This is a genomic window from Bacteroides sp. AM16-13 (genome assembly GCF_003602705.1).
Lineage (GTDB): Bacteria > Bacteroidota > Bacteroidia > Bacteroidales > Bacteroidaceae > Bacteroides > Bacteroides xylanisolvens.
On sequence record NZ_QTLK01000021.1, the window covers coordinates 23,921 to 44,852 of the forward strand.

Genomic DNA, 20,932 nt, shown 5'->3' on the forward strand with positions numbered 1-20,932 from the left:
TTATAAATCATATAGGGTTGCTTGTATATCTTTAAAATTCTCTGTGAGTAATTGCTGTTGTTCTTTATTCGCAATCATCCATACGGTACTTAGAATTTCAGCCTCTAACGGATCTGTAGATATGATAGAGCTTGCTTTTCGTTGTTCATTAAATAAACCCGTAAGTGGATTCATAATGTGTCCGGTATATTGCAGCGTATTACCGGAAGTGGATAATGCTGTATTTTGAAGGTTGAACTCATTTAAAAGAGACTGGTTATACGGATTCAGAAAACTCACTTTCCAACTGTCTCCATAAGGATGATGTCCCATGCCCAGAATGGAGCTATTACCGAAATTGACAAATGCATGGTTGACGTTCTCTTGTTCAATGAATCTTTTGATTTTCTTCAAAGCATACCCTTTGGCAAAGCCTCCGAAATCGAGTGAAATAGTGGAAGATGCAAAGGAAATGCGTTGATGGTCGTGAATTTGTATTTTGGAGAAATCTTTTAATGTAATGTCAAATAGATGAAAGGTGTTTTCGTAATAATATTGGCAAAGTTGCAATATTTCCTCCAGTTCTTTGCTAATTTGAATATAACTTTGCAAAGCATGTTTATTAATTCCGGAGACCTCACTGTGGGGATCAAAACGGTTCAAGATCTTATCCAAACGTTCCAGCTCGTTGATGATATGGTACCAAAGTCCGTTTAAACGTTCTGCATCAGAATGAATAAGCAATATATCGAATCGTGTCCCCATGATATGAGGAATGAAGCCATGAAACATGGCTTCATCTTTATAATATTTACATCTTGTCTCTAACACCTATTGTCTTATTTATTTTCTTTCTTAGCCATTTCTACAGCAGTTGTAGTAATGTAATATTTGGTTAATGTATTTTCGTTTTCCCATTCCGGGATGTTTTTGTTACGTATATAATGCAGGAAAGCTTTTGCTACTTTACTGAAGTGCTCTTCATGTCCTAGTCTGTATTCCTGTGGTATATCAATAAGATAAATCCCGTTACTTTTATTTTTGACGGATAAGAACGGGTAGCTTTCTTGAAGTTGTTCTATCGTCTTTTGTAATTGAGTCTCAAAAGCATGGCTGTCAATGTTTGGCTTTTTCTGAATATACAATTCTTTCACAAAACCATTCTTCTCATTTTGAACAATTTTTAAAGTTGCTTTGCTACCTTTTTTGATAGAAGTAAACGTATCTCCTCCATGAACTGGTGGCATATAATTCCATGTGACTTTCATTCCCATATAAATTCCTTTGACGGTGTAGTTGAGACTTCCGTTTGCCATAACTTCCAATACATCATTTTTTATGTATTGATTCAGATAAATAGGGAAAGAGTCTGTTTGCGTTGATTGGCTGAACTCTGCCAATGTGATTGGGGTTGGCCAGTGTTTGGCCGAAAGTACTTTGACATCCGATTGATAATGAATTGCTTCATCTGGAAAACATTGCCAGTTGATAAGATCTATCAAATGTGTTGTTACATCTGCAATTCCTTCTCCTTGTTGTGCTATATCATAGTACCATGCAGGACGAACCAGCGGTTTACCGGAAACCTTTTTAAAGAAATGATGTACGCTTTCCATTATTACAGAAGGGTTGTCCGGTGAGCCTTTTTGTAATTCTCCAAATAATTCTGTTTGATGTAAGAGTTCTTTTTCTATGATGTTGAGAATATCATATCGCTCCGTCATCAAATCATATAAAAGGAGTCCCTTTTGTTGTGCTAGCTGATAAGCCTCTGTCAATAATTGGAAGTCCTGTGAGTTAATAGCCAGTGGCTTATCTGCAAGAACATTATATCCGGCTTTGATAGATTCTATAATATATCGTGTCTTCTTCTGATTATTTCCAGCCAGAATTACGACATCACCTTTATGATCTGAAAGCATTTTCTGGAGATAATCTTCGCCTGTATATACTTGTTTCTTCCATGTGGTGGGAGACTTTGGCCGATGGTTGTAAGAATCTATACTTTCCAGGTATTGATTGACGCCTATTCCTTCAGGAGCGTATATCCGGATGGTATCATTAATAACAGCTAATGCATCTTTCTGAAGCAGACTGGCATGGAAATGTCCTGGATCAAGAACGACTACTTCTATTTTACATGAATCATTGGCTTCCGCCTTATTCATAGTCTGTTTCTTGGAGAAAGAACATGAAGCAACTATAAATAAGATTGATATAAGCCCGATTCCTTTATATATAAATTTCATTTTCTTATTTATTATAGGTTTTGATTAATTTCCGGGCGTCTTTCCATCCTTTTTGGTAAGCTTCTTCCAATGTGACAATTCTTCCATTCTCTTCTTTACTCATATTGGATGCTTTCATGAAAGTGAATATTTCAATTGTTTCTTCTCTGGAGATAGGAGAGATTCCTGTTTGGAAAAAATTCAAAATTTGTTCAAGAAGTACTTTATATCCTTGATAACCTCCTACTTCAATAGCTTTTTTGGCGCCGAACGCTGTTCCTCCATAAATGGCAGGCCCTTTTTTTATTCCTCTGAAAGTTCCGATTCGTCCATCTTTCCAACGTCCGACCACAATGTCTGCATTTTCTGAAGACATTCGGTTGACTGATTCACATCCGGTTCCCATAATCGTATATAGAGTTTCTATTCCATGTATTCCGTAAAAACCGAAATCCGGATGTGTAGGTTCCACTTTATGCGGAGAGTAGCAGTCGGCTCCTATAATATCTCCAAATTCTCCGTTTCTTAATTTCTGATTTTGTGGAGAGTATCTTAATGCTGAAGAAGAAAAAATAGGGACCTTATATTTTTCTGCCATCTCGAAGATAGCAATGGCTTCGCCTAATGTTGAGCCGATCGGTTTATCAATATAGCAGATTTTTCCTGATTTGAAGACTTCGATAGCTTGTTCGAGATGAAGCCTGCCATCATTTGTTTCTAAAAGTACACAATCTACTTTATCCAATAACTCACTGATTGAAGATACAATCTCTACTCCTTGTTGTTCTACTTTCTTAATATAACCTGGAATACGTTTAGCGCTGGATTCAATAGTTTTTGAACCATACGGATAGGCCGCAACGATTCTAAAGCCTTTGGCAAAAGCATTGTCTTTATCTCCATTAATTAAATCTGTAAAGGCTACTGAATGGGAAGTATCTAGACCGATAATTCCTATCCGTATAGATTTTTGTGCATGAATATTCAAAACGAAACTTGATAAAATAAGAAGTAGACATAGTTTGTTTTTCATAATTCTTTTCAATTAAAATATTAGAAGTTATAAATTGAGTAACTGTGCACTTTCTGTGTCCAAATATAACGAAGATTTTTCTTTTCTCCGCAATATACTGGCCGGACATTTTTCAGAAATATCTCCATGGATTGTGCGATAGACAGCTTGAGCCTTATTCTTGAAAGGCACGATGCAAAACATCCATTTGGCTTTTAATAATGCCGGTATAGTAAGAGTTAAAGCTTCCGTAGGCACCTGTTCAAGTGTCTCAAAACATTTTTCATTGACTTGTTGCTGGCGGCACACATGATCAAGTTTTACTATCTTTACTAGTTTGTGATCGTTGAAATTGGCAACATCAGGGTCGTTGAAAGCAATGTGTCCATTTTCACCGATTCCTAAACAGACAATATCAGTGGGGAATTGTGACAATAAACTGGTGTATCGTGTACATTCCTCTTCCAGATCAGTAGCATGCCCGTTTAAATAATAGACATTCTTGAAAGGTACCTTATCAAAAATACGTATTCGGAGGAAGTTTCCGAAACTTTGCGGCGCATCAGGCAGCACTCCAATATATTCGTCCATGTGAAAAGCGTTGATTCTGTTCCAGCTAATTCGCTGATCGCTGATCAAGTGATGTAGAAATTCTTCTTGTGAAGGAGCTGCGGCAAATATCATATTGATTTCAGCTTTTCCTTCCAATAAATTGCATATTCTGTCAGCTACTTCTTGAGCGGCGGCTTTTCCCATTTGCTGAACGGTTGGGTAGATTTTGACAGTTAATTGATTTTGTTGAAATACTTTGGTTTCAGTTTCATTTACTATAGATAACATGGCCTTCTGATATTGTGTGAATGATATTAATTTGATTATCGAAAATAACGATGTCCGCATCTTTCCCGGCCTCCAGTGAACCTTTTGACTTGTCGATATGGAGGATACGGGCAGGAGTAAGTGTCATCATACGAATGGCATTGATGAGACTGACGTCGGCCAGTTGTATCATTGTTCTGACCAGACGGTTAGTGGTGGCTACACTTCCTGCAAATGCGGAACGGTCAGGCATTTTGGCTACTCCGTCTTCGATGATTACTTTTTGTCCGTTAGCCAGACTTCCTAATATGGATTCTCCGTCAGGCATACCTGCTCCCCGCATGGCGTCAGTACAGAGAGCTATCTTGTCAGCTCCTTTAAATTTGTAAACAAATTGTAGTAATGGTTTAGGGAGATGGATACCGTCGGCTATGATTTCCACTGTCATATCATCAATTAGGTATGCAGCTTCTACTACTCCTGCATAGCGAAAGGCATTTCTGCGTGTGACAGATGACATCGCTGAATATAAATGGGTTATATGCGTATAACCGGCTTTATATGCTTGTGTTACTTCTTCATAGATCGCATCGGTATGGGCAATAGAAGGAAGTATGTGGTGCTCTTGTAAAACATGTCCCATTTTAATAGCTCCCTCCAATTCAGGAGCGACACTCCAGCGTATAATATCTTCCGAAGATTCTAAAATGGCGTTATATTCTTCCGGTTGTGGCTTCTTCAAGTATGTAGGATCTTGTGCTCCGCTTTGTTTGGGGGAGAAGTAAGGTCCTTCTAAATGTAAACCGATGAACTTTGCTCCTTTTGTGTTGAGGACTTTAGCTTTCCGATAGGTAGCAAACGTATTCATTAATTCTGTGTCAGAGCATGTCAGTGTAGTGGGAACCATGGAAGTAGTTCCATATTTCGCATGAGTTTCTGCTATGCCTAGAAACGCCTCTACGGTGCCATCCATGAAATCGTGGCCGCCACCGCCATGAATGTGCATATCGATGAACCCAGGTGCTACGTAATTGCCGGCAGCATCTATTATTTGGTCATCGGGTTGAGGCATAAATTCATTGCTCGCTACAATTTGCCTGATTTTCTGATTTATACATATCAGTATTTTATCAGTTTCTATGCTTGTAGGTAAAATGATTTTTCCGTTGGTAATAATAAGTCTTTTCATTGTATGAAGTATGTCTTTTTATCAATAGTTTCGTTTCCAGGAATTGATTTTATGGCCTTTGGTTGCAAAGAATATCAGATAAAGGAAACACGGAATTAATATCCAGTAGCCAATGCGCAGATCATATACTTCAGCAAAATAACCGTATATCAATGGTAAAATGGCATTTCCGCAAAGTCCCATAATTAGTAGTGAAGAACCTGTCTTGGTGAACTTGCCCAGCCCGTGGATAGATAAAGGCCAAATCCCGGCATAGATTAAAGCATTCGGGAAGCCGAGTGCACAAAGCAGGAAGATGGAAATATTTGCTTGATGTCCGAATAGAGTCACGTTGAAATCAGCGAATACAACTCCGAATGAAAGCAACAATCCTAATACGGTACATATAATCAATGCCTTTGTCTGTGAGACATATTTGGGAATTATAAGGATGCCTAATATATAGCCAATCATAGTACAAGCTAATGTATATGAGGGGAATACTTTTGCTTCAAGCAAGTCTATTCCCATTGAATTGGCGTAGTTGATGATGGTATCTATAGCAATTACCTGTGTCCCTACATGGAAGAAAATAGCTAAAGCTCCTAATATAAGATAAGGAAAATCGAAAATACTTTTTTTAGAGTTATGCCCGTTCTCTTTTTCGTCAGTTGCATTTTGTTCATCTGTATTAATCTCCGGCAATATGGAATAGCGGATTCCGATTCCGGCTAATACTAATAGCCCCCCTAGTATGGCATAAGGTACAATGACGCGTTGTATTAACTCATCAAGTATGGCACTTTTAGTTATTGCATCCAATGTGCCAGATTCTATGAGGCTGAAAAGTTCACTGTCGTCTGCTTTTAAAATTAAAGCTGCGAAAATGAGTGGAGAAATAATCCCGGCGAACTTGTTGCATATTCCCATGATGCTGATTCGTCGGGCGGCGCTCTCAATAGGACCGATGATCGTTACATAGGGGTTGGCAGCGGTTTGTAAAATAGCCAAGCCTGTTCCAATAGAAAATAGGCCGATCAGGAATATTTCAAATTGTCGAACTAAAGCAGCCGGAACAAAAAGAAAAGCTCCTAATGCCGTCAACATAAAACCATACATGATTCCTCGTTTGAAACCTACTTTCTTCAGGAGGATTCCCGAAGGAATAGCCATGACAAAATAGGCTATATAAAAAGCAAAAGCCACGAAATAGGATTCGAAATGGGTTAGTTCGCAAGCGATACGGAAATAAGGAATCAGGATGGAGTTGACCCATGATACAAATCCGAATATAAAAAACATTCCGGCTAGAATCGTCAGCGATATGAAATATTGCTTTTGTTTACAAGAGTTTGGCATTCCTTTTCTATTTTATAAGTATGACAGTTTTGTTTTTATTATTGAAGACTGATTTGCATGGATAGTCGTGATGCATATACTCCTCCAGTGTAATCTTGTACTTTGAGCGTAAAGGTATCTGTTGTACCTTGACCGTTGTGGATGTACTTCACTATACCGGCTGCTATTTCGGCCTGTGTGAATTGTGCCGATTTGCCCATTGGAAGTCCGTTACGTACAAGTGTGCCATTGACTGGCAATTGCTCTATGATAAAAATAATATTGTTGTCATCATATGTATATTGTGCATTGGGCCCGGCAGACATCTGCAAGTGTGCTTTGGTTAATGTGATGATGCCGCCGATACTCCCTTTTATTATTTGATTATGATCTAGTTGAAGCTCACTGTCGGTGGCACCTTGTAATTTGATATAGGCAGCATTAGGACTATTATTTAAGTTTGTAGAAGATGTTTCACGCGGATGTATTTCTACTTGAGAATTACTGATTGTCTGACCGTTCAGCAATTTTAAACCGAAAGAGATTTCTGCTTCTGAATTGTCATAAGCATTTTTGATATATTGTGTGATATTGATTTCGTTCCAGTCCGTTGACAGGTCAGAGATAGAAATTTCCGCTCCGAATTCCGGACGATTACTGTAAGTCAGTGTTTTTTCCGTCCATTCGTTTGACGTTGCGTAAACACCGCACGAAGGAACGAATGAGCCTACTATTTTTTTGACATTAAAACATAATTTGGCCGAAAAAAGATTGTCGATAAGGTCTACTTGAGATAAGGCGAATTTGAAAAAAGAATATCTGTAACGCCCAGAACGGCTACATAGATAATTTAACTTGTTATACCCATTATAGTTGCCATTGGAAGCGCCGCTATATACATTGGCATCTTCAGTCACAGGCAGATTATAGGTGGGAGCTTGTGAGTGGTCGACACCTTCCGGAACAGGATCTGTTTCTTTCACCTTTTTGATATATAAAGGTAATTGGTCTACGACATGTGCTGCACCATCCTTAAAAAGGTAGTCTTGCCGGATGACAACAATAGATTGATTGTTGATTTCTTCGCTGTCATTTACATAGAGAAGAAACTTGTTACTTGTACTTTCTTTACGAGTTAAGAAAATAGGTTCTCCGGAGTCACTGATACCTTTTACACTTTGGTTGGTTTCCATTTCAATGGAACGGTAAGAACCGTCAAAAGTCAGATAGGAAAATAGGTAGCGGATGACCCCTTTGGACAGTTGGTTGATTTGCTCTACTCCGACACTGGATAATACACTCTTTATGGCATCGTTGGTTGGAATAATGCGTGTCCGGTTTCCGGTAGAGATTTGTTCTTCCAAACCGGCATATTTAATTGCTTCCAAATACATTGTAAGCGAACTTTCTTTTCCTTCTTCAAGGTACTCTATCAAGGACATCTCTTTCAGATAATTCGGATCGGTGTCTAACTTATAATCGGTTATCAAATTACAACCGGAAAAAAGTAGAGCTGCAATTAACAGCATATATTGAGTCAGTTTCATATTTTCAGCTTTTAATAAGTATAATTATTTATAATATTCGTTCTGCTCGATCAATTTGCTTCGGCGTAATTCATTGAGGTGAATCGGCCATACCAACGCTTTTGGATGTAGTTCGATAGCGGGAGACTCATCTTCTCCGATATCATTACCTCTATTTTTGACAGCTTCGAAAACTTTACCTGTGCGGATAAGGTCAAACCACCGATGTCCCTCATAGGCTAATTCATACTTGCGTTCATTGAGAACGATTTCTCTGATTCCTTCCTGATCATATTCTTCACGATTGAGAAACTGTTCTTCAGGAATCTCATAACCGCTTCCAGCAGCCCTTCTCCTTATTTGGTTCACTAACTTCATTATCGCCTTCCGGTTTTCGTCGGTGTCTTCTTGGTTGGCGATTGCTTCGGCCTTTAATAAAATTATATCTGCGAGGCGAAGCATTACAATGTTACGACTGTCGGCAGTATAATCGAATCCAATAGTGAATTTGGTAACTTTGTATCTTCCGCTAACTACCTCTTGTATTGCGGCTGATCTCCAAGAGCTTCCTTCAGTGTCGATAGCTTCTCCGAATCTTGTGCGCGGGCGTAGGATAGGGTATGTGCCGGATAAATAAGATGTCAGGTTCTTTTGGTCATCTCCATCGGCAACGCTGCTTGCCAATTCGAAAATCGACTCTTTACTGCGTCCGGCATTAAATATTTGTGCGTATTCACTGGCCTGTACGAATGCTTTGAAGTTTTTGTCTTTGGCATTATCTGTTACACCGGTATATTTTTCATCGTATAAATTTGCTAAAGTATAACCGGTATTAGCCAGCACTTTATCTGCCATACTGATTGTTTTCTCATATTGGTGTTCCCAAGCGTATACATGAGCATCAATGGCATAAGCAGCCGTCTGGGTGAAAGTAGTCCGTGAGGTCGAATTCTTATCAATCATTTTTGCGGCATTTTCCAGGTCAGAGTGTATCTGCTTGATAATTTCGGCTACACTAGTTCTAGGGCGGTCAAAATTATCGTTGGAATCCAGATAAGGTTCCGTTACCAAAGGGGCATCTCCCCAAATACGAATAATCCAAAAGTAAGCGAAAGCACGCAGGCAATAAGCTTGGCCCATTACGTCATTTGCCTTTTCTGTGCTTATGCCGCCTGCTTCGAGCACTTGTGGGGTGAATTTGATAACAATATTTGCTTGTTTGATAGCGCGGTAATAATTATACCATGAAGCTTGAGATATATTATTGTCAAGTGAATTATTAACCACTTTATCAGTATTTACGTTAAATGCATTATTATAGAAAGCATCCCCTCTCATTTCACCATAGATCAGGAAGTTAATACTCAAATCAGATTGAAGAGTATTATATCCTCCATACAGGATGCCATATAGATGTGATTCCTCTTTGGGGGTGTTTTCTGTTGACCATGATGTTGTCGGTTCCAGTTCAAGAAGAGAACAGGCAGAAAAACCGGCGCTTATAAAACATATTAGATATATATATAGCGTTTTCATATTTGATAATATTTACAGGTGATTAGAATGTGAGGTTGACTCCTAGATTGTAAGAACGGCTTTTTGGAAAAGCACCGTTGTCTACTCCTCGGATAAATGCTGACGTCGCGGTATTTACTTCCGGATCGTATCCGCTATATTTGCTCCAAGTAAGGAGATTCGTTCCGGATATATATACATTGGCAGATTTTAAGAATGCTTTTTTGCACCATTTGCGAGGGATATTATAGCTTAAAGTCACCTCCTTGATACGTAGGAAAGAACCATCTTCCATGTTGAAAGAAGAAGGACGGAAGTTCTCCATTTTGTCTTGGTAACGAATCATGGGGAAATTGGTAATATCTCCTTGTGTTTTCCAGCGTGCTAATGCATCCTGTCCCAAATTACCGGTGGTCCTCATGGCATTACGTGTACGTCTGAACTCATTCATAACTTTATTTCCATAAGACCATTGCATCATGATATTCAGAGAAATACCCTTGTATGAGAATGTGTTGGACATACCACCGATAAATTTAGGATTGGGGTCACCAATGATGACACGGTCATTGTCATCAATGACTCCGTTTCCGTCAATATCCTCCCAGATCATGTCTCCACCTTTAAATGGGTCGCCAGTGGAGGCACCTTTGCGTATTTGATCTTTTTGGCCGTTAGGCAGTATATACACGTTATCCTCATCTTTGGAATAGACACCCAGTGCTCTGTGGGCATAGAATACTCCCATTGGTTCGCCAACCCTTCCCAGCGAAAAGTTTCCTATAATGATATCCTCATTATTGGGCAGTTCGGTGATTTTATTCCGGTTCATGGAAATATTGAAAGACGTTTTCCATTTGAATCTACCGGTCAGGTTGACTGTTTCGAGTAGAAATTCCAATCCTTTATTTTCTACACTGCCATAGTTTCTGGGGACAGCAGAGAAGCCGGTATAGTAGGAAACGGGGAAATCGAACAACAAGTCCTTCGTTTTCTTTACATATGCATCTGCGTTGAATACCACACGACCTTTGAAAAAAGAAAGATCTAAACCGATATTATATTGGGTTGTTTTTTCCCATCCGATGATGTCGTTGGGCATTGCGTTATACAGAATTTCCACATTTCCGTCATATTTGTTGGATGAGGCTGTATAAGAACCCAAAGCCGCATAATTAGAAATAGTCTGATTACCTGTTACGCCAATACTACCACGGATTTTAGCATCACGTAAGAAACCTTTGGCAAAATTCATGAATTTTTCATCGGAAAAGCGCCATCCCATAGAGACTGACGGGAATGTACCAAAACGTTTATTCTTACCAAAACGAGAGGAGCCATCGTTACGGATAGTGGCTGATGCAAGATAACGTCCTTTCCAATCATAGCTGACACGCCCGAAGAAGGAAAGTAGTGCTCTTTCCGATTCACTTCTGGATATATTGGTATAAGTGGATGCATTTTGAATGGTGATCACAGATTTATCAATGTATCCGTTTCCGTTTAATGTGATGGTTTCCGTTTTGTCTTGCTGTAATGATTGGCCGAGTACTACATTTAAACGATGTGATTTGAATTTTCCGCTATAAGATAAAGTGTTTTCATTTAAAAGAGTTTGTCCCTCACTCTGCCGGAACTTACCATTGTCGCGGGCTGGCGTATTGGAGTCGAATTCTTTCGGCATGAAGCTGTCTTGATTGGTTCTGCTGATATCCCCCGACACACTCACTCTCAAATCGAGCCCTTTCATCAGATTTACTTGTATATATTGGTTCATCGTAAACCAACGGCGTTTAAAGTGAATGGGCACTTTCGTCGCCACGGCCAACGGGTTGCGTTGTTCTCTCACTCCTAGCCAGTCTACCAATTCACCACTAAGAGGATCATAGGGAGAGAAACAAGGATTGGTGAATAGAGCGGCTCTTAATGCACTGTAATTGTTGCTACCCGAAGAAAGGATACGGGTATAATTCATATTACTGAATGAGACTTTGGTTCCTCCTGTGATACGTTTTCCTACCTTATACACGAAATTTGTTCTTAGATTAATCTGATTGTATTTCGTGTTGACCACTACTGGCTTAAGATCGCGATATCCGGCTGATACACCGTAAGAGAAACTATTGTTCCCACCACGTACACTTATGTCATTGCGGGTTTGATATGCTGTTCTGAATATGACGTCCTGCCAGTCCGTCGTGCGGTTGTAATAAGGGTGAAATGGGTTGACAATCCAACTTTGTTCGGCAGTCTGATTATTATTTTCACGAGCTTCTTTGTAGGCTGCACGAAATTGTTCGGCATTCATTGCATCCAGCTTGCGTGAAATGGAAACGATACTTGACGTATGACTAAGTGTAACAACAGGTGCCATTTTTTCAAACTTATTACCGCCTTTGGTTGTAATCATGACGATACCATTGGCAGCGCGTGAGCCGTAAATAGCGGCAGAAGCTGCATCTTTTAGTACCTCGATAGATTCGATGTCATTGGGATTAATACCTGCAATGGGGCTGAAGGTAGCATCACCGTCAATAGAGGATATATTTCCGCTTTCAATCGGTGTACCGTCTATAATGTAGAGAGGTTCGCTACTTCCGTTTATCGAAGAAGCACCACGGATTTGAATCAATGATCCGGCTCCTGGTTCACCGGACGTTGATATGATTTGCATACCCGGAATTTTTCCCTGCAAAGCAGTATTGATATTTCCTCCGGAATTAGAATCCAGGTCTTTGGATGAAATAGTAGTAATGGAACCGATAACATCTCGTTTGGCTTGAGTGCCATAACCTATAACTATGACGTCCTCCAGTGAATTGTATTCTTCTTCCAGTTCAATCACGTAACTGGATTTGTTGGCTTCCAGTTTGATTGTTTTCTTTTGCATTCCGACATAACTTATTTCAAGTTCTTTGTCAGATTGTCCAACAGAGATAGTAAACTTACCGTTGATGTTAGTTACTGTTCCCCGTCTCGTCCCTTTAATGATGACATTTGCTCCAATGATTAGTTCTTGGTCGTTTTCTCCTTTTACAATGCCGGATATTTTCCGTTCTTGTGCAAAAAGGTCCATAGAGCAGAGGATGACCCCGATAAAAAATAGAAGGACTTTGTTTTTCATACTATAAATTTGAATTAAACGATTTAAGTGCTTTATGTATCTAGCGTAAGTTTACAACAAAAATAGAGGATTTGCCATTTCTTCATCAGTGGAAATACGCAAATTAGTCCTCATTTCGCGTTAATAACATCTTATGGTTTCCTCATTTCAGGCAAAAGGGTGGAACCTGGTACTAATAATTCCATAGCCCATAGAGCGCTTAAAGCTGCATATTTTGATACCGTTAATGATTCTCCGTGTACAGCTTTAGGATAATTTTCAGATAAACGTTTCATTGAACCGAATGAACTTTCAGAACCGAATGCCCAGATATATTTTAGTAAAATGGCTCTAACCTCCGGTGAATCTTGAATATTGCGCTTGTAATATAGTAGTGGTAAGGCATTTAATGTGCAGCGCCCTCCTCGGAGATACATCTCATTTTCACATCCTTTTAATAGAGGAGGAATGAAAGTCCGTTTTAGATTGTTATCTATTATTTCATTCAGGTTGTGGTCATTTAATACAGACCGGACCCAGAACAAGGCTTCAGCTTGATAGTAGCCTGAAGCGGGATACACTGCTTTTACATAATAGTTGGCATTTCTTCTGGCAATTGCTTGGTATTGTATTCGGGTCGCATCTTTTTGTAGTGCTCCCATACAAAGTTGGACTGCCAGGATATCTGCTCCGACCCAGGAAGGACCTGTCAGTACTTTTTTTCTGCCATATTCTCCCAAGCCATACATTCCTTCGTAAGCATTCCCTTTTGTAAACTCTTGAGGATCACTTATCTTTAATTGGGCGGAGCGTATGCTGTCTATATAAAACGTTTCTGCCCAGTTGAGGAATCGTGAACATAGTTTCTGATATTTTTCTTTTCGGGCATAATCTGTTATATAAGGTAAAGATTGTGCTATGGCCAGGGTTATTTGTCCGCCGTCTGCAACATTGTATCCGTCCGAATGTTCCAGATATCCCATAGGAAGTTTGCCATCTTCAGTTTGCCTGTCAGCTAGCATATCGTAAAAACGAAATGCGCAATCTTCTATTTCTTTCGGAGTTACGAGCTGGAAGTCATCATTACTTTTTAAACTGCTCATTCCATTTTGTAAGAAATGTAGATAAGCGAACATAGCTCTTACTCCGTAGGCATCCCCAAAATAATGGTGGCTGATACGTCCGTCCGGGTAGAATTGCTGGTTACGTACTAGATGCCTGAAGGCATAGAGCATCGCTTTCTTTACATCTACCGAATCACAGAACACATCTGTCTCATTTCCATTGTTTTTTAGCGTTATTTGCCAGGTAAAATGTTGGAAAGGAAAGTCTTCCGGTATTTCGGGGAGAGGTATGTAGCATTCTTTGACTTCCAGGGGAGCAATGGTAAGATCAGCTTTTTGTGATAGTTTTCCGGCAATTTCGATATTCAGTTTGCCCCTCACAGTTTGAGATAAAGGGTTTTTGACAGTAATATGTAATTGTGGTCGTATTTTCTCATTGATTACGCAGGTATTGATCTTGGTCGCAATTATTTTAGGTTTCTCCAAGAGGTAATGTATGATGTTGGAAAGTGCTTGCTGACTTTCCGGCTTCTTGAGAGTTGCTGTTGGCGGAAGATCGAATGTTGCAACTGCCGAACCTTTATATTCTCCTCCGGCATATAACTCTAAATAACCGACAGGTTGCTCTGTTTTTTCGGAAGAAAGTTCTGACAGGATTGGAATGATACGACTTTCTCGTTTCTGTTTCGTATCATATTTGGCGTTGTGGTCACTTCCCATTTTGCTACCAGGATAAGTGGGGTAGTTGTTCCGTTCCCCCCGGAACGGGTCAAATAGCCATGCAGGGAAACATATATTATTTTCTTTAAAAGGAAGTTCCATTGGCTTCAAGGCAGAGGTTGGAGCATAAATATCTTTTTTATTTTTCGCTAAAGATAAACAACTGACTGCCCAGTACATTTCTTTTTCACGCCATACAGTTAGCAGGTTAACTCCGAGAGATATGGTCCTGATATTTTCAGGGCGTAGCAATGGATAAGCTTCATTCGGATTATTATAATCTTCGGGTATAAAATCAGCAAATGAAAGGGTGTATTTTTCCCATGTATCAGTTAGTTTTGTAAAGTTGTACCATTTCTTACCTGTATGATCTGTTATCTCCAACGCTAATAAATCCATATAGGGAGAACCTTTTGCATTGAATGTCAGCAGTGAGAGTTCCGGTTTTACTTTATCTTGAGTAGATATTTCTATCATCATACTGTGCATGGCCTTCTTTGTTGTAAAAAGTTCCAGAGCTTCTTTGTTATCAGGTGATGTTGTAACTTTGATTGTAGCCTTTTCCCGATAACCGGGCAGTTCTTTCTCTTTACGATTTATTTGGTAAGAAGACCGGTCGGAAAACTTAACCAATGGAACTTCATCCGTAGCTTGTGGAGCATAGTCGAATCCTTTATCGCCGATAACGATTACATTTCCTCCAGCTGATAAATAACGGTTAATCGCAATTCGGCTTTCGGGCGGCAGCGGTGTGCTACCGGACAATAAGAGTAATTGTCCGTCGGCTGCGGATACTGCATTTAATCCTGCTCGGGTTAAATGTTTAGTTTCGACGCCATTAACACCCCGATTGATTTTTTTTGCCAGACCTTTAAGCTCGTTACCATATATTGCAATCTTTTTCTTATCATGTTGATATGAGTTTGTCGACCGGTCAGTGGGATACATACGTATCGTCTTTAGAGCAGATGATTGTCCGGATATAAAGAATAATAAGCTGATGATAAAAAGTATTCGTTTCATAATATTAGGACGTTTGATGTTCGTTAGACAAAAGTGCGTAATTATCAGGATATTACTCATTGTAAAACCGAAAAATAATATTCAAAAAACGCATTATTTCAGTTCCTTGATCTTCACGTTTTTGAACCAAACTTCATCGCCGTGATCCTGAAGAAGTATATTCCCTTCTTTGGCATTCCCGAAATTAGGCCAGTCTCTATATTTACTATATGCTACTAATGCATTCCACATATCGCTGTTACGGGTATATTCTATCAATTTAACTCCATTCAACCAATGTTCCACATGGTTGCCTTTTACAATAATGGTAGCTGTATTGAATGCTTTTTTATTGAAAGGTTTATTTTCTGGGGCCGGAATCAAATCATATACCGATCCTAATTTCCTGTTTCCTTTCACACCCAATTTTGCGTCCGGATGTTTAGCGTCATCAAGTATCTGGAATTCACAACCGATAGCAGAACCTTCGCCTTTATTCAAGTCCGGATTAACGAAATATTTAATTCCGCTATTCGCTCCTTCGGTAATTCTGAAGTCTACTTTTAGAATAAAGTTCTTATATTTACGAGTAGTCACAATATCACCACCGTTGGCAGATTCGGCACCATTACTTTTTATAACTTTCAAGAGCCCATTCTCTATCTTCCAGCCTTTTGCAGGGAAAGTAGAGAGTTTAGCTCCTCTCCATCCGTCAGTTGTCTTACCATCCCATAATAGGGTCCATCCTTCTTTTGCCTCGTCGGGCGAAATTGTATTGGCAATCAGATTCACTTCAGGTGCAGATACCGGTGTCTGATAACGTTCTACATCCGTCGTACAAATGCGGATATTCTTCCAGCTGACTGTTTTTCCTTCATCTGCCTCATTTTTAATAGCATGCACTTGCAAAGCTATAAATCCGGAAGGCGACATATCATCCCAGATGTTAGCGCAAGGCACTCCGTTTATCCAAGTACGGATAGAATTGCCGACAGCTTCAACACGAGCCTTATTCCATGCATTGTTTTTGAAAGCGGTTTGAGCTGACGGGTTTAGCGTCAGAGGATATAGCCAGCCTCTACGTGCTTCATCGTAGATACCACCCGACCAGGCTCTTTGGGAAGGATCAATTTCAAACTGATAACCATGTACACGCCCCTTTTTAAACTCCTTTTTACTTTCACTGCGAAGCTGTACGCCGGAATTTAAACCGTCGTCTATCTTGAAGTCAAATTCAAGAATAAAGTCTCCATAGTTTTTGGATGTTGTCAGAAAAGTATTGGGAGTCCCCATTTTAGATATGCCGACAATGGTGTTATCCACAATTTTATACTCGGCTTTGCCGTTCAGTTTCTTCCATCCTTTCAGATTCTTTCCGTTGAAAAGAGGTTCCCAGTTTTGTGCACCCAAAGAAGCGGCGCAGAATAAAAGCAACGTTAATACGATATTTTTTTTCATCTATTTATGTTATTATGATAATAAATATTCTTGTTATTTCCTGTTGAATCAGCACTATAGCTTATAGAACTCATCCCAACCCTTACGAGGGGGAAGGCCCGTTAACATTGCATTGGCAAATGCATTGTTTGTAATCTGCTTTGTGCGACTGTCAAAGAACAGCTGTGTGTTGAGCCGCTGGGCCATTACCCCCAATGAGAACACCTGGCTCAAGACGCCGTTGATCTCGAAAGGCGAGCGTGTTTTTTCAACTCCTTTACAAGCCAACAGGAAGTTCTCGAAGTGGTTGGAAGGACTTTGGGGAACTTCCGGCAGTTTACCCGCCATTTCTTTGGCCTTTTCTTCGGGAATAATAGACAGGGTGCTTCCGTGACTGCCACCTTTGAAAATCAGATCTTTGGTATAAATGATCTTTCCCGGGTTCAACTTTGATTTGGGTGTATTCCCTTGATTTGTTACAGGAATGTTCGGATCCAGCCCTGAAACTCCATAACCGGCAGGGATCGGAGGGAGATTGTCCAGACCGTCATACCAGGTAATATCTACCGGAGGCATTCCTTTACGTTGCGGGAAGCGGAAGAGAATCGTGGAAGAATAAGGGAAGAAATAATCATTGTGCCCTTCTTGATACTGTAAGGTCACTTCATAAGGCAGTCCCAGTTCAAGGAACTCGTGCACTGTATCCAGGATATGTGCTCCCCAGTCACCTAATGCACCCATTCCGAAGTCATACCAGCAGCGCCATTGTCCCTGATGATAATCCTTGTTGTATTCGTGGTAAGGAACAGCCCCGAGCCAGGTATCCCATTCCAAATCCTTCGGTAGTTGCTGCCCGGCGGGAAGTTTGTAAATGTTTGTATCCCATTTGTGCCAACGGCGCGGATTGTTCATGTGGGCGTCGACAGCAGTCACATCTTTGATGATACCTGCATCCATCCAAGCCTTAAACTGGAAATAGTTTGCTTCAGAGTGTCCCTGGTTTCCCACCTGAGTAGCCAGGTTGGGACGTTTGAGCGCGGCCTGCATCAGCAACTCCGCTTCATAGAACGTACGTGCAAGTGGTTTCTCCACATATACATGTTTCCCGGAGGCCAAAGCCAGCATACTGATCGGGAAATGCGAATGGTCGGGAGTGGCAATTGCCACGGCATCAAATTCATTTCCGGCTTTGTCAAACATCTGACGGAAGTCCCGGAAACGTTTCGCTTTTGGATATTTAGCCATCACCTTTTGCGTGTGTTTGGCTCCCATATCTACATCACACAAGGCTACCACTTCTACCATACCTGTCCGTTCAAAATCGCTGATGATCTGTCCCCCGCGGTTTCCGATGCCGACATAGGCAATCTTTACCTTTTCACCCTTTGCTTTTTTGGAGGAAAGAGTTTGAGCATTCAGTACGTCACCGGCTCCCAGTGCCAACCCGGCAGAAGCCATAGACATTGTTTTCAAAAAATCTCTTCGTGTTACCATTGTTTCAGTTGTCTTTTTATAAAATCAGATATTTCATTCATATAGTTGAGTGCAACGTAATTGTATTCGGCATGTCCTCTGTTTTTCATGATATATAGCATTGAATTTGTATTCCCAATATCTTTCATTCGTTGTTGGATGGCATATCCGTATTTTACACTGATTAATTTATCCCGGTCTCCGTGAAGGGTAAGTACTGGAGGTGAGGAAGCTGTTATAATTTCAGGATTTTCTATTGCTCCCCATAGATTAATTACAGCTTTAATTTTGATTGTTTTCGGTTGCCGGACGTAAACTGTGTGAAGTGCTGTTATAGCACCCGCAGATCCTCCGCAGAGTGCTACGGAATGAGAATCCAAATGATATTTGTCTGCATTCTTTTTTAACCATTTCAATGCTTTAGCGGCATCTGCCGAGGCGTCTTCGATAGATTTTTGTATTAACGGATGAAACTTCTTGTCAGAAGGGAGTCCGTTGCTCATTTGTGATTGGCATGAAAGACCACTTATCTTGTGGTACTTCATTCTTAGGTAGTAATTTATAGAGACTACGGCAAATCCTCTGTCTATCATTGCTTTGCAAATAGGACTAAGACCTGATTTTCCATATTTATCTCCACCTGAAAAACCGCCGCCATGGATGAAGATAAAAACGGGGAATCCATTTTGAGGTGGTTTCTGATTTGGGAGATAAATATCTAGTAATCTGTCAGAGGAACGATCTTTGGGAGAAATATCACTTCTTTGGTTTCCGTAGCGGATGTCCTTGATATATCGTCCCGGTTCTGTATATGTTCCGTCTGCTTTCGTTATTCCTTGTGCAAAACAATTGAAAGTACACATTAAAAGAATAATAAATAGAGAGGCGGTTAACCTGGGTTTCCATTGGGTGTTTTTCATTGCATGATATTTTTATATTAAATTGTTGATTTGGAAATTTAATTTTCTGGTAATAGTCTCTTTAGAACGGCTGACTGGTTAATGATACAAAAGTATCCTGTTTCAAAGACAATGGCAGTGGCAAAAACGAAAATCTATCTTCAAAAAGCGACTTATTTAATGCGGTTTGAAGAACTCTCTATGACTATGTGCACTTTTGATAGGAAAATGAACGCCTATAAAACGAAAAATGCAAGTACATTACTTTTCGGGTATCTGTCTTGCTTTAGTTGTTTTGGCCTTTTTCTCACGGTATTCCAGAGGAGAACAGCCTTTGAACTTCTTGAAAATACGCGAGATATTGTTATAGTCTTTGAATCCTGCGTCTACTGCGATGTCTGCCAATGGGCGATTGGTCGTAAGCAGTAAGTCTGCCAGATGATCAACTCGGCAATTCAGAATATACTGATATATAGAAGTATTCATCGCATGTTTGAATTTCACCTCAAAGTTTCTGCGCGATAACGGAATGTTGGCAAGCAAAGATTCTATCGTCAGGTCGGAGCTGTAATGTGCATCTATATATTTCACTACTTCGAGGATATAAGGGTCTTTGATATTGTGTTTTTCCGTCGATTGGCGTAGTTCGATACGTATGGGGTTGATAACAATATTGAAAGTGCCTTCATGTTCCTTTTTTATTTGTTGGTGGATGAGTCTGCCGATAGAATAGCCTCCTCTTTCTACTTCCAGCTCTATGGATGAAATAGGCGGGTCGGAAATATTACACATCAGTTCGTCGTTATCTACACCCAATAGAGCGATTTCTTCGGGGATATGAATGTTGTTCATCCGGCAAGTTTCAGAAATGAACAGGGCGTGCGCATCATCACAACAAAATAGAGCGACTGGCTTTGGGAGTTGCTGCAACCATTGGCTTACTTCCATTCTTATCTCGTCTTCCTGCTTATCCGATTCGAAACTGAAAAATTCGCCTCCGATACGTTTTACCTCCTGCCGATAACCTTCGCAGCGTTCGTCAGACCAAACAACTCCTTTAACACCGAAATAAGCAAAATTGCGAAACATTCTTTTGGCAAAAAACTGGGCTGCCATTCTTCCCGTACCTTTATAATCACCTGTCAGATTAGAGTAAGTGACGCTCCGGTGATGGTAGTTTTGTAGTACTACCGGAATATTCAGCTCCTTCTGCAAATCGATCGTATCGTTATTCCACTGACCGATAATGGCGTCGGCTTTCCATTCTTTGGCCCATTTCAAAATGCCTTGTTCACCATGCATTGCGCTATAATAAGAAGGCAGTCGGTAAAAGAGCCAGGGGCCGTTTTCTTTGGAGTATTGGACAAGTCCCCGTAGCAGTTTCCTGTCAAATTCGCTTGAATAGTCTATCAATAGAAGAATCTTAATCATAGTTCTATGTTTTTCTTTAGTATAATGTAGGGATGCACAAATATAGAAGAATTCCTTTGTTTTCCTATAATAAAGACTTATTTTTGTTGCAGCCAACACTTATCTGACACCCGGGTCTCATGAGCACTGACACCCGGGTGTTGGTATGTTTGACACCCGGGTGTCAACACCATTGAGACCCGGGTGTCAGATAGAACGCGAGTATAAACGAAAAAAGA

General features: G+C 40.2%; 14 protein-coding genes. All 14 read right to left on the reverse strand.

The features are described from left to right. Positions 1-771 carry an FAD:protein FMN transferase gene (locus DW173_RS16535; protein WP_164497217.1) on the reverse strand — a complete coding sequence of 257 codons (771 nt, stop codon included), beginning with the start codon at positions 769-771 and terminating at the stop codon, positions 1-3. Positions 772-818: 47 nt separating this feature from the next. After that, a complete protein-coding gene (locus tag DW173_RS16540) occupies positions 819-2,228 on the reverse strand; it encodes a putative oxidoreductase C-terminal domain-containing protein (RefSeq protein WP_120144802.1) in 1,410 nt (469 codons plus the stop codon). Between the two features lie 4 nt (positions 2,229-2,232). Next, a complete protein-coding gene (locus DW173_RS16545) occupies positions 2,233-3,240 on the reverse strand; it encodes a Gfo/Idh/MocA family protein (protein ID WP_120144803.1) in 1,008 nt (335 codons plus the stop codon). A gap of 27 nt (positions 3,241-3,267) precedes the next feature. Further along, positions 3,268-4,059, reverse strand: coding sequence for a glucosamine-6-phosphate deaminase (locus tag DW173_RS16550; RefSeq protein ID WP_120144804.1), 792 nt, complete (start codon positions 4,057-4,059; stop codon positions 3,268-3,270). Beyond that, positions 4,040-5,227 (reverse strand): N-acetylglucosamine-6-phosphate deacetylase, encoded by a 1,188-nt coding sequence (gene nagA, locus DW173_RS16555; protein WP_120144805.1) that lies wholly within the window; start codon positions 5,225-5,227, stop codon positions 4,040-4,042. Before nagA ends, DW173_RS16550 begins: the two co-directional genes overlap by 20 nt. A gap of 21 nt (positions 5,228-5,248) precedes the next feature. Next, positions 5,249-6,565: a sugar MFS transporter gene (locus tag DW173_RS16560; protein ID WP_120144806.1), complete on the reverse strand. Its 1,317-nt coding sequence runs from the start codon at positions 6,563-6,565 to the stop codon at positions 5,249-5,251. Between the two features lie 38 nt (positions 6,566-6,603). Further along, on the reverse strand, positions 6,604-8,091 hold the full coding sequence (locus tag DW173_RS16565) for a DNRLRE domain-containing protein (RefSeq protein ID WP_120144807.1): 1,488 nt from the start codon (positions 8,089-8,091) through the stop codon (positions 6,604-6,606). Between the two features lie 24 nt (positions 8,092-8,115). Next, positions 8,116-9,606, reverse strand: coding sequence for a RagB/SusD family nutrient uptake outer membrane protein (locus tag DW173_RS16570; protein WP_120144808.1), 1,491 nt, complete (start codon positions 9,604-9,606; stop codon positions 8,116-8,118). 22 nt (positions 9,607-9,628) lie between these two features. Further along, the gene (locus DW173_RS16575) at positions 9,629-12,709 is read right to left on the reverse strand and encodes a SusC/RagA family TonB-linked outer membrane protein (protein ID WP_120144809.1); all 3,081 of its coding nucleotides are present in this window, start codon (positions 12,707-12,709) and stop codon (positions 9,629-9,631) included. Positions 12,710-12,840: 131 nt separating this feature from the next. After that, a complete protein-coding gene (locus tag DW173_RS16580; protein ID WP_147402055.1) occupies positions 12,841-15,495 on the reverse strand; it encodes a hypothetical protein in 2,655 nt (884 codons plus the stop codon). Positions 15,496-15,588: 93 nt separating this feature from the next. After that, positions 15,589-16,932 carry a DUF1080 domain-containing protein gene (locus DW173_RS16585; protein ID WP_120144811.1) on the reverse strand — a complete coding sequence of 448 codons (1,344 nt, stop codon included), beginning with the start codon at positions 16,930-16,932 and terminating at the stop codon, positions 15,589-15,591. A gap of 54 nt (positions 16,933-16,986) precedes the next feature. Then, the gene (locus DW173_RS16590; protein WP_120144812.1) at positions 16,987-18,405 is read right to left on the reverse strand and encodes a Gfo/Idh/MocA family oxidoreductase; all 1,419 of its coding nucleotides are present in this window, start codon (positions 18,403-18,405) and stop codon (positions 16,987-16,989) included. Next, a complete protein-coding gene (locus DW173_RS16595) occupies positions 18,399-19,304 on the reverse strand; it encodes an alpha/beta hydrolase (RefSeq protein ID WP_120144813.1) in 906 nt (301 codons plus the stop codon). Before DW173_RS16595 ends, DW173_RS16590 begins: the two co-directional genes overlap by 7 nt. A gap of 240 nt (positions 19,305-19,544) precedes the next feature. Next, positions 19,545-20,714 carry a xylose operon transcription regulator XylR gene (locus tag DW173_RS16600; protein WP_120144814.1) on the reverse strand — a complete coding sequence of 390 codons (1,170 nt, stop codon included), beginning with the start codon at positions 20,712-20,714 and terminating at the stop codon, positions 19,545-19,547. Between the last annotated feature and the right edge of the window lie 218 nt (positions 20,715-20,932).